Source organism: Polaromonas sp. P1_E3, from assembly GCF_056405935.1.
The window spans coordinates 22145-34387 of sequence record NZ_JBFUBD010000001.1 but is presented as its reverse complement, the minus strand read 5'-3'; the positions used below and the strand labels follow the sequence as shown (position 1 = coordinate 34387).

General features: G+C 64.3%; 10 protein-coding genes. 1 reads left to right on the top strand and 9 read right to left on the bottom strand.

Annotated features, from left to right (window positions below; translation table 11 throughout):
• Positions 1 to 102: 102 nt before the first annotated feature.
• From glcF to glnK, 6 genes are all read right to left on the bottom strand, one after another.
• Positions 103 to 1338 (bottom strand): glycolate oxidase subunit GlcF, encoded by a 1236-nt coding sequence (glcF, locus tag AC1D0Z_RS00140; protein WP_477656215.1) that lies wholly within the window; start codon positions 1336 to 1338, stop codon positions 103 to 105.
• 4 nt (positions 1339 to 1342) lie between these two features.
• The gene (locus AC1D0Z_RS00135) at positions 1343 to 2119 is read right to left on the bottom strand and encodes a YoaK family protein (RefSeq protein WP_477656214.1); all 777 of its coding nucleotides are present in this window, start codon (positions 2117 to 2119) and stop codon (positions 1343 to 1345) included.
• A 3-nt stretch (positions 2120 to 2122) separates the two neighbouring features.
• Positions 2123 to 3250 carry a glycolate oxidase subunit GlcE gene (gene glcE / locus AC1D0Z_RS00130; protein ID WP_477656293.1) on the bottom strand — a complete coding sequence of 376 codons (1128 nt, stop codon included), beginning with the start codon at positions 3248 to 3250 and terminating at the stop codon, positions 2123 to 2125.
• 72 nt (positions 3251 to 3322) lie between these two features.
• Positions 3323 to 4249 (bottom strand): SMP-30/gluconolactonase/LRE family protein, encoded by a 927-nt coding sequence (locus tag AC1D0Z_RS00125; RefSeq protein ID WP_477656213.1) that lies wholly within the window; start codon positions 4247 to 4249, stop codon positions 3323 to 3325.
• A 212-nt stretch (positions 4250 to 4461) separates the two neighbouring features.
• Positions 4462 to 6009: an ammonium transporter gene (locus AC1D0Z_RS00120; RefSeq protein WP_477656212.1), complete on the bottom strand. Its 1548-nt coding sequence runs from the start codon at positions 6007 to 6009 to the stop codon at positions 4462 to 4464.
• Positions 6010 to 6037: 28 nt separating this feature from the next.
• Positions 6038 to 6376 carry a P-II family nitrogen regulator gene (gene glnK, locus AC1D0Z_RS00115; protein ID WP_077591625.1) on the bottom strand — a complete coding sequence of 113 codons (339 nt, stop codon included), beginning with the start codon at positions 6374 to 6376 and terminating at the stop codon, positions 6038 to 6040.
• A 524-nt stretch (positions 6377 to 6900) separates the two neighbouring features.
• Between glnK and AC1D0Z_RS00110 the strand changes: the two genes are divergently transcribed.
• Positions 6901 to 8445, top strand: a complete 1545-nt coding sequence (locus AC1D0Z_RS00110; RefSeq protein WP_477656211.1) for a YifB family Mg chelatase-like AAA ATPase — start codon at positions 6901 to 6903, stop codon at positions 8443 to 8445.
• Between the two features lie 116 nt (positions 8446 to 8561).
• Here the strand turns inward: AC1D0Z_RS00110 and AC1D0Z_RS00105 are convergent, their stop codons facing one another.
• The 3 genes from AC1D0Z_RS00105 to AC1D0Z_RS00095 all read right to left on the bottom strand — a co-directional run bounded on the left by AC1D0Z_RS00105 (position 8562) and on the right by AC1D0Z_RS00095 (position 12132).
• Positions 8562 to 9887: an HdeD family acid-resistance protein gene (locus AC1D0Z_RS00105; RefSeq protein ID WP_477656210.1), complete on the bottom strand. Its 1326-nt coding sequence runs from the start codon at positions 9885 to 9887 to the stop codon at positions 8562 to 8564.
• Between the two features lie 65 nt (positions 9888 to 9952).
• A complete protein-coding gene (locus tag AC1D0Z_RS00100; RefSeq protein ID WP_477656209.1) occupies positions 9953 to 11164 on the bottom strand; it encodes a peptidoglycan DD-metalloendopeptidase family protein in 1212 nt (403 codons plus the stop codon).
• 167 nt (positions 11165 to 11331) lie between these two features.
• A complete protein-coding gene (locus AC1D0Z_RS00095; protein WP_477656208.1) occupies positions 11332 to 12132 on the bottom strand; it encodes a glycine zipper 2TM domain-containing protein in 801 nt (266 codons plus the stop codon).
• Positions 12133 to 12243 lie beyond the last annotated feature (111 nt).

Below are 12243 nucleotides of genomic sequence, written 5' to 3'. Positions count from 1 at the left end.
CTTTTCACTTCGTGTAATGCGCTGCGCCCMGCGGGGGCGCTGCGCCTGCGGCCCGGCAAAGCCGGTTCCACGGCCCCGGCGGGCCTGGGGTATTCGCTCCCTTCAAGACGTCAGCGCGGTGTCCAGCACTTCGATCCAGTGCCGCACCGGCGTGGCCGTGCCGCTTTGCAGGTGCGTGATGCAGCCGATATTGGCCGAGATGATGGTTTCAGGCGCGGCGGCCTGCAGGTGGCCGAGTTTACGGTCGCGCAATTGGTACGCGATGTCGGGCTGCAGCACGGAGTAGGTGCCTGCCGAGCCGCAGCACAGGTGCGATTCACCGGCTGCCAGCTTGACGTTAAAACCCAGCGCGCCCATGAGCGTCTCGACGCCGCCACGAATCTGCTGGCCGTGCTGCAGGGTGCAGGGTGGGTGGAACGCCAACGTGCCGGCTTGCGCGCTGACCTTACCCTGCAGTTCACCGACGAGTTCCGGCATGAGTTCGCTGAGATCGCGGGTCAATCCGCTGATGCGCGCAGCCTTGACCGCATACGCCGGATCGTCTTTCAGAATGTGGCCGTATTCCTTGACGGTGACGCCGCAGCCCGAGGCATTCATAACGATGGCCTCAACACCGGCGCCCACAGCGGCTTCCACATGCGGCCACCACGCGTCGATGTTGCGCCGCATTTCTTCCTTGCCGCCCTCCTGGTCATTCAGGTGGAACTTGACGGCGCCGCAGCATCCAGCCTTTTGCGCCACCACCGTTTGTATGCCGGCGGCGTCGAGCACGCGCGCCGTGGCGGCATTGATGTTGGGCATCATCGCGGGCTGCACGCAGCCTTCAAGCAGGAGCATCTTTCGGGCATGCTGGCGCACAGGCCATGGGCCGGCGGCCTGCCGGGCCGGCACCTTGTTTTTGAGCGAGGCGGGCAAGAGGCTGCGCACGGCTTGCCCGGCCTTCATGGCGGGCGCAAAAAGCGGTGACGGCAACCCCTCCTTGAGCGCCCAGCGCAGGGCCTTTTCACCGGCCGGGCGTGGCACGCGTTCGTCAACCAGCTTGCGGCCTATGTCCACCAGATGGCCGTATTCCACGCCACTGGGGCAGGTGCTTTCGCAGTTGCGGCAGGTCAGGCAACGGTCCAGGTGCAGCTGGGTCTTGCGTGTGGGTGCTTCACCTTCCAGCACCTGCTTGATGAGGTAGATGCGCCCGCGCGGGCCGTCGAGTTCGTCGCCCAGCAGTTGATACGTCGGGCAGGTGGCCGTGCAAAAGCCGCAGTGCACGCATTTGCGCAGGATGGCTTCGGCCTCCAGGCCGTCGGCGGTGTTTTTGAATTCGGGTGCGAGATGGGTTTGCATGGCGTCAGGGCCCTTCTTTCAGGGCCAGAGCAAGGGCCTTGCGCCGTGCGGCGCGCCGGAAGTCCGCATACAAAGGCGGCAATGACAAGGTCAGCAGCATGAGGGCCAGGGGCACGACCCAGATGAAGCCGACGTATTTGAAGCCGGCCGCGCCAACCAGGCCGCCGGCGACAAACATGGCCAGCAGGGTGCCGAAGAGCCGGACCTTGATGCGGTTGGCACGCACACGGGATTCCACCGAGCCGGCGCTGCGGTTCCAGTAAAACATCTTGCCGAGCTCGATGCCGAGGTCGGTGATGACGCCAGTCATGTGCGTGGTGCGGATCTGCGAGGACGAGATCTTGCTGACCAGCGCGTTCTGCAGCCCCATGGTGAAGGCCAGCACCAGCACGGTCAGGGGTACGGCAAACGGCGTCTGCCGGTTCAGCGTTGCGCCCAGCAGGCCGAAGACCAGCAAAAGGACGGACTCGAGCAACAACGGCAGGGCGAACTCACTGCGAAGGTGCCGGTGGCGTGCCCAGTTGACCAGCACGGCCGTCACAGCCGCACCCAGGGTGAAGGCCAGCAAGGCGCCCACCGCACCCAGCACCAGCGTCAGGTTGCCGAGGATGAGGTTGTCCGCCACGATGGAAACGAACCCCGTCATGTGGGAGGTGTACATGCTGACCAGCAGAAAGCCCCCGGCGTTGACAGCCCCGGCATTGAACGCAAGCACCCCGCCGAGCAGGCGGTTGATGGTGGGCGTGCGGTGCTGCCCGGTGAGATGGCGCAGGCGGCGCATGGGCTACCAGCCTGCCGCCATGCGGCCACGGTTCAGGATACCGGCGGGATCGAACTCGCGCTTGAGTTCCCGGTGGATCCGGTCCAGCGGCGGTTTTAAGGCATCAAATCGGGCTGTAGCGCCCGCTGGGTCTGCGCCACCAGCTATAAAAAGAGTAGCATGCCCGCCGGCCTGTGCCGCGGCCGCACGCAGTGCCTGTGCTTGCCCCGCGCCCGCCCGCACCCATCGCTGGGCACCGTGCCATTCCACCAGCGGCGAATCGGGCAAGTTCGGAACTGGCGCCGTTTGCGGCAAGGACAGCCGCCACAAGTCCTGGTCGGCCTGGCGTGCCGTGAACCACGGGTGCCGCTGGTTGCGGCAGGCCTGCCAATGGCCGGCAGCTTCGGTGCTGCCTTGCTTGTCACCGCCCAGCACCTTGCAGGCGGCTTCGACGGCGGCGGCGGCGCCGCGCAATCGCAGGTAGAGCGTACCGATACCGGCTTCTTCGGACCAGCAACTCGCATTGAGCGGCAAAGGCCGGCCGCCCCAGGCGTTCAGCCGGTCGAGTGCCTGTGCCTGGCTGCATTCAAAGCGCAAGGTCGCCTCGGCAGGGGCCATTGGCAGCACCTTGAGGCTGACTTCAGTCAGCACGCCCAGTGTGCCGAGAGCCCCGGCCATCAGCCGGGAGACGTCATAGCCCGCCACATTTTTCATGACCTGCCCGCCAAACGTGAGCAACTCGCCGCGCCCGTTGATGAGCTTGAGCCCCAGCACGTAATCGCGCACGGCACCCACGCTGGCGCGCGCCGGCCCGCTCAGGCCGCTGGCAACCATGCCGCCTACGGTCGCTGGCCCGGGGGCGCCAAAGTGCGGAGGCTCAAAGGGCAGGCACTGGCCTTGGGCCGCCAGCATGGCCTCGAGTTCGGCCAGCGAGGTACCGGCGCGCGCAGTCACCACCAGTTCGCTGGGTTCGTAGCTGATGACGCCCGCGTACGGGGTCATATCGAGGATGTCACCTTCCAGTGATTGGCCGTAAAAGTCCTTGGTGCCGCCGCCGCGGATACGCAGCGGCGTGCCGGCGGCAGCGGCAATACGCACCCGTTCGGCCAGGGCGTCCATCACATCATCGGTGTCTGAAGGCATGGCTGGGATGGTACGTGGGTATATCGCCTGGGGAGTTGATCTTTTTGCATGCCGCCTGTTCGGTTTTTTCAGAGGCGAAGCTCAATCCTCGAAAAAGTTGACCGGCAAGCCGGGCACATCCACCCGCATCGAAAACACGCAACCGGACTCGGGATAAGCCTGCAACTCGGCAGGCGGCCGGTTGTAGCGCGCCGTGGTGACATACAGCGTTTGCAGGTCGTCACCGCCAAAACAGGGCATGGTGGGGCACTGCGCAGGCACGGCAATTTCAGCCAGCAGTTCTCCCGCCGGGGAGAGCTTGAGAAGGCGCGCACCTTCAAACATGGCCACCCAGTAGTTGCCCTGGATGTCTACCGCGGCGCCGTCAGGGCGGCCACCGTAGCCGGGCATGCCGAATTGCCAGCCGGCGGGCTTGCCCGGCCATTGATGGAAAACGCGTCGGTTCGCCATGGCGTTGCTGTCGGCATCCCAGTCCCAGGCATGGGTGGTGTGCGTGGGTGTGTCCGTCCAGTACACCGTTGCGGTGTCCGGCGACCAAGCCAGGCCATTGGCGATGATGGCGCCACCGGCCTTGCGCTCCACCGCAGGCACAAGGCTGTTGCGGCAGTCAATGGAAAAAAGCTCGGCCACGGACTTGTCCCGCGGTTCGTACATGGTGCCGGCCCAGAAGCGGCCGCGCGGATCGGCCTTGCCGTCGTTGAACCGCGTCGTGGCGGTGTCATGGCGGGCAGGCATGAGTTGCTGGAGCTCGGCGCCCCACTCTCGCGCACGGTAAATGCCGTCGCGCAATGCGATCACCAGGCCACTGCCCTGCCCCTGTGTACGGGCCGGCGCGATGCTGCCGGGTTCCGACGGCATGGGCCAGCTTTGTACCGTTCCCATAAAGACGTTGCAGCGGTGAATCTGCCGGCCTGGAATGTCAACCCAATACAGCATTTGCTCGTCGGGATGCCAGAACGGCGATTCACCCAGTTCACTGGGTTGTGCAACAACGGTTTGCCATGTCATGCGGCGTTCCTTGAAAGGCTGAAAAGTGGACAGGGACCCAAGGTTAGCACCGGCAGGGGCCACCGCAGCCCGATCCGGGCGATCATGCAACGCCCACAAGGCACGCGCCAAAAAAAAACAGCCCACCGACTTGCGCCGGCGGGCTGAACATCCAAAGGAGATACTCAATCAGGGAGCTGCCCTGGAGCAGCCCGAATTCGTCTGACTATGAATTAGCGGTTGTAGGCGGTCTCACCGTGCGAGGTGATGTCCAGGCCTTCGCGCTCGTCTTCTTCGCTGACGCGCAGACCGATTGTGAGGTCAACCACCTTGTAGGCGATGAAGGAAACTACACCGGACCAGATGATGGTGATCAGCACGGCTTTGGCCTGGATCCAGACCTGAGCAGCGATGGAATACGCATCAGGTGCCAGCATGGCAACCGTAGTCCAGTCGGCGACGGAGCTTGGGCCACCCAGGTTTGGCGAATTGAAGACGCCGGTGAGCAGCGCGCCCAGGATACCGCCCACGCCATGCACGCCGAACACGTCGAGCGAATCATCAGCGCCCAGCAGCTTCTTCAGGCCGTTCACACCCCAGAGGCAGGCGAAGCCGGCGATGAGGCCGATGATGAGGCCACCGCCGATGCCGACGTTGCCGGCTGCGGGCGTGATGGCCACCAGGCCGGCGACAGCACCGGATGCAGCGCCCAGCATGGAAGCCTTGCCGCGCATCAGCGCTTCACCGACGCACCATGCCAGCACAGCGGCAGCGGTTGCACCCAGCGTGTTGATGAAGGCCAGGGCTGCAAAGCCGTTGGCTTCCAGAGCGGAGCCGGCGTTGAAGCCGAACCAGCCCACCCACAGCAATGCGGCACCGACCATGGTCAAGGTGAGGCTGTGAGGGGCCATGGCTTCCTTGCCGTAGCCGACGCGCTTGCCGATGCAGTAAGCGCCCACCAGTCCAGCGACGGCGGCATTGATGTGCACCACGGTGCCGCCTGCGAAGTCCAGGGCGCCCATTTGCCAGAGGTAGCCCGCCTTGCCGTTCATGGCGTCAACCACTTCCTTGCCCGTGTAGGCGTCAGGGCCCATCCAGAACCAGACCATGTGGGCGATAGGGGCGTAGCTGAAGGTGAACCAGATTGCCATGAACAGCAGCACTGCGGAGAACTTGATGCGTTCGGCGAAGGCGCCGACGATCAGCGCGCAGGTGATGCCTGCGAACGTGGCCTGGAAGGCGGCGAACACGATCTCGGGGATCACGACACCCTTGCTGAAGGTCGCGCCATTGGCAAAGGTGCCCGCGACGTTGTCCCAGATGCCCTTCATGAAGAGCCGGTCGAAGCCGCCGAAGAAGCGGTTGCCTTCAGTGAAGGCCAGGCTGTAACCGTAGATGAACCACAGCACGACGATCATCGAGAAGGTGACCATGACCTGCATCAGGACGGACAGCATGTTCTTGCTGCGGACCAGGCCACCGTAGAACAGCGCCAGGCCGGGCACGGTCATCATGATGACCAGCAGCGTGGAAACCATCATCCAGGCGGTGTCGCCTTTGTTGGGAACAGGCGCAGGCGCGGCGGCAGCAGCCGGTGCGGAGGCCGCGGCAGCAGCGGCGGGTGCTTCCGCTGCTGCGGCAGGCGCGGCAGCGGAAGCAGCGGCTTCAGCAGGTTTGGCTTCTGCGGAGGCCGCAGGTGCAGCGGCCGGGGCCTGCGCCATCACGGCGCCGGTCGTCAGCAGGCTCAATCCCAATACCAGGGAGGCAAGTAGTTTTTTCATGTCTGTGTTCTCTTCGTTGGGGTGAGCCTTACAGCGCTTCCTTGCCGGTTTCACCGGTACGGATGCGCACGACCTGCTCGAGGTTGTAAACAAAAACCTTGCCGTCACCGATCTTGCCGGTGCGGGCAGCGCCCTCAACCGCTTCAATCACGCGGTCCACCAGCTCGTCGGAGACTGCTGCTTCGATCTTGACCTTGGGCAGGAAATCGACAACATACTCTGCACCACGGTATAGCTCGGTATGGCCTTTCTGGCGACCGAAGCCTTTGACTTCAGTCACAGTAATGCCTTGCACGCCAATACCGGAAAGCGCTTCACGCACTTCGTCCAGCTTGAACGGTTTAATGATGGCCGTTACGAGTTTCATTTTCAGGTTTCCTCCAGGGATGAATAGGGAAGCAGCATCGTCAAGCACCACCTCAGCCGGATTACAGGGCTTTTGTACGAGTCATTGCGGATCAGAGCTTCCGTAAAAGCTCCGAAGGCTGGCAACTTGAGCGAACTTCTTAGCAGGTAACGTGCCAAAGACGCTTTACATGGGCGGCGGGTCTTCCTTCAAACTTCGAGCGGGCCGCTGCGGACCTGGCCAACCCTGCCGCACCAATTAAGTGCGATTAAATGCACGATTTTGGAGCATGAAGTAAAAAAGCCGCACCAAGCCTGTCTTTAGTGCATGGCAAGCTCTGCAATGCCGGTTTTGGGGATGACACGCCGCGCGGGTTGGGGGCCAAAGTGCACCGCTCCTTTACCCCGGCGGGTCATACCTCTCCGCCAATTCCGCGGGCCGGCGGTCGGCTGGGCGATACTTGCCTCTCGTGAAGGCTGGTGCGCCTGAAACCGGGGATGGCCCCGGGTTCAGTCATGACACCGCCCCGAGGGAGGAAATCTGGAATGAGCTTGTCTTTAGTGCATAGCCGCGCCTTGTTGGGCCTGGAAGCAAGGCCCGTGCAGGTGGAAGTGCATCTTGCCAATGGGTTGCCCAGCTTTACGCTGGTCGGACTTGCGGAAACGGAAGTCAAGGAAGCGCGTGAGCGTGTGCGCTCAGCCATCCAGAATGCCGGGCTGGACTTCCCGGCCAACAAACGCATTACCGTGAACCTGGCGCCGGCCGACCTTCCCAAGGATTCGGGCCGCTTCGACCTGCCCATCGCGCTGGGCATTCTGGCCGCCAGCGGCCAGATCGACGCGCGCAAGCTGGAGGGTTACGAGTTCGCCGGCGAGTTGTCGCTTGGCGGCGAACTGCGGCCCATCCGCGGAGCGCTTGCCATGAGCCTGGCCCTGGCACGCCCCGAGCGGCTTGCGGCCGGGAAACTGCCCAAGCTGGTCTTGCCCAATGCCAGCGCCCAGGAGGCAGCACTGGTGCCAGGCGCCGAAATCTTTCAGGCGCACCACTTGCTGGATGTGGTGAGGCAATTTCTGCCGGGCGACCTCGCGGTTGAAGCAGGAGACGGATGGTCTCGCGTCCAGCCGACCGTGCCCTCGGCCCAGTCGCCGTACCCGGACCTCGCGGACGTCAAGGGCCAGGCAGCCGCCCGCCGCGCCCTTGAGATCGCCGCGACCGGCGGACACAGCCTGTTGATGGTGGGCGCTCCGGGCTCCGGAAAATCCATGCTGGCGCAGCGCTTTGCAGGCCTCCTGCCGGCCATGACCACTGAAGAAGCACTGGAAAGCGCGGCGGTGGCGTCATTGGGCGGCCGGTTCACGCTGGACAAATGGGCCATACGCCCCACGTGCGCGCCGCACCATACGGCAAGCGCTGTTGCGCTTGTTGGTGGCGGCTCTCCACCCCGGCCCGGTGAAATTTCCCTGGCGCACCGTGGCGTCTTGTTCCTGGATGAACTTCCTGAATTTCCCCGGGCGGCGCTGGAAGCCCTGCGCGAACCGCTGGAGTCCGGCACCATCACCATTTCACGGGCAGCCCAGCGTGCCGAATTTCCGGCGCGCTTCCAGTTGGTCGCGGCGATGAACCCCTGCCCCTGCGGCTACCTGGGATCGAGCTTGCGGGCTTGCCGCTGCTCGCCCGACCAGGTGTCGCGTTACCAGGGCAAACTCAGCGGCCCACTGCTGGACCGTATCGACCTGCACGTGGAGGTGGGTGCGCTTGCAGCCGATGAGCTGGTCAATGCGCCGCCGGGCGAAGCCACTGCCGCTATCAGAACGCGGGTTGCCGCCGCACGTGACCGAGCCATGGCACGGCAGGGCGCGGCCAATCAGGCGCTGGAAGGCCAGTCCATTGACGCGCAATGCCGGCTCGATGACGCGTCCGCGAAATTCCTGAACACCGCGGCAGCGCGGCTGGGCTGGTCAGGCCGCAGCATCCATCGCTGCCTGAAAGTGGCCAGGACGATTGCCGACCTTGCAGGGGCCGAAACTGTACAGGTCACCCACGTGGCAGAAGCCGTGCAATATCGCCGCGCGCTCAAGGCAGCACACTGACGACGCAAGCCGTCTGGCAATAACCCGGTACTGAACCACGGAAATTCGGAGCAACCACCAACCGTCTTCTTGAGTCTGCAGCCCCCTCGTGGAAAGCCCTGCTTTCCCGCCTGGCTTCAAGGAGTTTTTCCCGTGTGCTGGCGCTGGGGCCGCCGTGCTTTCCACCAGCGGGCAAGGTGGACTCTCAGATCCTGATGCGGATGGGTGATGCGCCGGATCGCGCCGGCGTAATCCAGCGCCAGGCCCGGCGTCCAGGCAATGGATTCGGCACGCACCCGAATGCTTCCAGCCAGCCACATGTCGGGGTGAAGGGCCAGGCGCAGCAGGGTTCGCCAGAAAGGTTTGTCGGCGAACACGCCTTCCATCGCGGCGTCAATGGCCTCGGTCACCACCACCGAGCAGTTGCGATGCGTCAGGTTATAGGTGTCGTCCTGACGGTAAGCTTCCCAGAAAGACTGCAGGTGGCCGCGGTTGAACAGGCGAAAGCGGATGCGAAAGGTCGAGGGGCGCGTCGCACCGGCTTCCTGCTCATAGGAGGGAAGCCACATGCCCGGATGGTCATTGCTTTGTGTGGCGCGCACCTGGTCCACCAGGTTGCGCTGCGTGATGCTCAGGCGTACGCGGGGATGGTGGCTGATGTAGAGCTGCGGCCCGCATTCCAGCGCGACATGGCCGGTGGTCACACTGCCTTTGCGGGAAAGGGCCGCGATGTAACGGTCGACCAGCGGCAGCCGGATGCGCCCTTCACTTTGATCCACGGCAGTCCAGATGTGAACCACCATTTGTTCGGCGAATGCACCGACGCCTGCAGAAGGGCCGGGCCGCGGTGTGTTGGTGCCCATCTCCCTTTTTCTTTGATAGAGCTCAATGGCCGCGAGCCGCGAGCCCGGCGGCAGACGTTGCAGACGCCATGCCCCGCGCATCACCACGTAGCCGCCCGCCATCAATGCAAGGCCGCTGCAGAACGATACGTTCATCGCGGACGGCAGGGGCCAGTCCGTCGCGAGCAGCAGGGCCATGACGAGATAGCCCCAGCCGATGATGTGCGACATGCGCCAGTTCGGATACCGGATCAGAAGGCTGGACGCGATGCGGACCAGCCCGTTGAAGGTAAAAGCCGCGGCAAAAAGCACGCCTGCCGCAATTGAATTGTCCCAGGGGAAATCCAGCAGAAGGCAGGCAAACACCACCATGGCCGCGCCGCGCAGCATTTCAAAGCGCCGACGCGCGCGCGTGTGGGTGGCACCGATCACCAATTCAACCAGGCCCTGCAGCAGCAACACCGCGCCGAACACCCAGCCGGCCATATCCGCCACGCCATCGACCAGGTCGATCAGCACCACGGCGCCAAGCAGCACTGCGAAGAGGCCTGCTGCAAGAAAAATCTTCCAGCGCTTCACGAGCGCATCGCCGCCAAAAAGAGTTAGTGCCAGTCTGAACATGTTGGTCCGTAGCCGCCGGGGTCATGCGCCCGGCAAGGGAACGCGCAGCTCGCCGCCCCCCGGGGTTATCTCAATGAGGGGAAATCAACCAGGTAGCTATTCATGGGCAAGGTGGCCCGCTGCACCGCTTGCTGCTGTGGCAAAGCAGTCCACGCGACCTTGCCTTGCTCGCTCACATCCGTGGCAACACCCCTGGCGACGAAACCGTCAATGACGTAGGGCAGGCCCTGTGATGACAACGGGCCCATGCCGTCCGACACGTGAAAGTGCAGGTGTGGCGCCGTGGTGTTGCCGGAATTGCCCAGCAATGCCAGCACCTGGCCGCGCTTGACGCGATCGCCCGCGCGCACCTTCAGCGAGCCTGGCTGCAGGTGCGCGTAAAAGGCGTAATAGCCGCGTCCGAGGTCCAGGATGACATGGTTGCCTGTCACGTTCTGCATGGTGGTATCGGATGGCAAGGCGTTGGGCACCCGTTCGGGCAAGCCGTCGAGCACGGAAACCACTTTGGCGTCCGCCACGGCAATGGCCTTTTGCCCATAGGTGGGCCAGTTTTCGTTCTTGCTGCTGTCGCCGTTGCTTTGATGGGAGTTCGCATCAATCCTGACCCAGTCAATGGCAAAGCGCTGGCTGACGTAGAGGACGCCGTTGACGGGAATGCCGGCGCGGCGGTGCGGCACCTCTTTGCAGCAGCCATTGAATGCAATCCAGCCTGGGCCTTCAAGCGGCGGGCCGATCAGCAAGGCGGGCCGGGTGCTGACGGCCACTGCGCCCCCGGTTTGAGTCGTCTGGACAGGACCATCGCTCGCCGATTTGACTGCCGCCGCCAGCTTGCCCTCGGGCGAAGAGGTCACCACGCGATGCGAAAGGGTTTTGGGCAGGGCCTGGCCGGCCTCGAGCGCCACGTCAATCCAGAAAAAACCGGCCTGTGCCGGGCCTATGCTGTCACCGGCGGCACCACCCAGCAGTGAAAATGTGCCGGCGACATCCGGCCCGGCAATGGTGGCCAGAACTTTGCCGGAAACACCATCCAATACTTCCAGCGACACCAGCTTTAGAGACACCGCCCGCGCATTGGTGACCTGCAGTTCGTAGTCGATGTGCACACGTCCATCGGCACCGCGAAAAGGTACGGGGCGCACCGAGGCGCTCAGCAGTACGGGGGTGTTCTGGTCGTGCGCGCCCGCGAATTCGAGCGTGTCGAGTCCAGGCTGGGGTCCTGCCGCAAAGGCAGGCAGGCTCCCGGCAAGCGCCAGCACGGCCACGAAAAAACGGCGCATGCGATTCTCCTTGTGATGGGCGGGGCCATCATAGCGCCAAGCCCCGCACAACCCGAGGGCAGGCGTTACGCGCAGGGTTCTCCCGGTGGCAGATCAAAGATGAAGCCGGCCCTATCGACGCCGCGTCAGCTGGCCTGCGAGGCCCGCGCTGCGGGCCGTCCCCCGGATCAGCGGTTGCTGTAGTCGGGTGGTTGCTGCTGCATGGTCACCGGTGCCGGCGCAGGCCGGGGGCTGTAACTGGCGCCGTCCTGGGTCCGCAAGGTCGAACCCTCCACCGTTACGCGGCTGCCAACACTGGGAGCATGGGCAACTTCCACCATACGGTGTGAACCGTCTTCCATGCGCACGCCGACCTGATACACCGTCTCCTTGCGCACATGCCCTTCGATGGCATTGCCGGCGAAACCGCCGCCCACCGCGCCCAAAATGGTCGCTGCCGTGCGCCCTCCGCCATGGCCGACCTGGTTACCCAGCACGGCGCCCAGCACGCCACCCGCCACAGCGCCAACACCAGGGCCGGCCGGTTTGGTGGAGCGCTCCACCGGCGTGACTGATTCCACCGCACCGCAGACATGGCACACAGGCGCCGGTGCCACAGCGACCGGTGCAGGGTAAGGGGCCGGGGCGGGCGAAATACCCGCATAACTCGGGGCGGGTGCAGGTTTTGGCGTGGGTTTGACCACCTTCCTGGTCGGCACAGGTGCGGGTTTCGCGGGTGCGGCAACCGGCTTTTCAGCGAGGTCGTCCGCCGCATTGCTGGCTGCTGCCATCGGCGGCGGCGCCTGCGGTACGGCTTGCGGCGCTGCAAGCGCCACGGGAGCCGCAGTGACCGGGTTGCGCATCTGGTAAATCATGGTGCCGCCCATCGCCAGGACGGCGACGCCCAGGATGCCGACCGCCGCCCACAGGGGCTTGCTGGCCGAGGAGGCCTGCTGGCCCGGCTGGAGTGTTTCATTGGATGTGTTCATGGCAATTCCCTCTGTGAAATCTAATAGGCCCCGCGAACGGGAATCCATCTAATAGTTGCTCAACGTTTCCCATGCCGAGAAGGTAAACACGCTCCGGCAGCCAGCTGTGTA

Bases quoted from the DNA above. Each gene is read 5' to 3' on its own strand.
- AC1D0Z_RS00100 (WP_477656209.1), bottom strand. From the start codon at position 11,164: ATGCGCCGTTTTTTCGTGGCCGTGCTGGCGCTTGCCGGGAGCCTGCCT.
- AC1D0Z_RS00135 (WP_477656214.1), bottom strand. From the start codon at position 2,119: ATGCGCCGCCTGCGCCATCTCACCGGGCAGCACCGCACGCCCACCATC.
- AC1D0Z_RS00120 (WP_477656212.1), bottom strand. From the start codon at position 6,009: ATGAAAAAACTACTTGCCTCCCTGGTATTGGGATTGAGCCTGCTGACG.
- AC1D0Z_RS00110 (WP_477656211.1), top strand. From the start codon at position 6,901: ATGAGCTTGTCTTTAGTGCATAGCCGCGCCTTGTTGGGCCTGGAAGCA.
- AC1D0Z_RS00095 (WP_477656208.1), bottom strand. From the start codon at position 12,132: ATGAACACATCCAATGAAACACTCCAGCCGGGCCAGCAGGCCTCCTCG.
- glnK (WP_077591625.1), bottom strand. From the start codon at position 6,376: ATGAAACTCGTAACGGCCATCATTAAACCGTTCAAGCTGGACGAAGTG.
- glcF (WP_477656215.1), bottom strand. From the start codon at position 1,338: ATGCAAACCCATCTCGCACCCGAATTCAAAAACACCGCCGACGGCCTG.
- AC1D0Z_RS00105 (WP_477656210.1), bottom strand. From the start codon at position 9,887: ATGTTCAGACTGGCACTAACTCTTTTTGGCGGCGATGCGCTCGTGAAG.
- AC1D0Z_RS00125 (WP_477656213.1), bottom strand. From the start codon at position 4,249: ATGACATGGCAAACCGTTGTTGCACAACCCAGTGAACTGGGTGAATCG.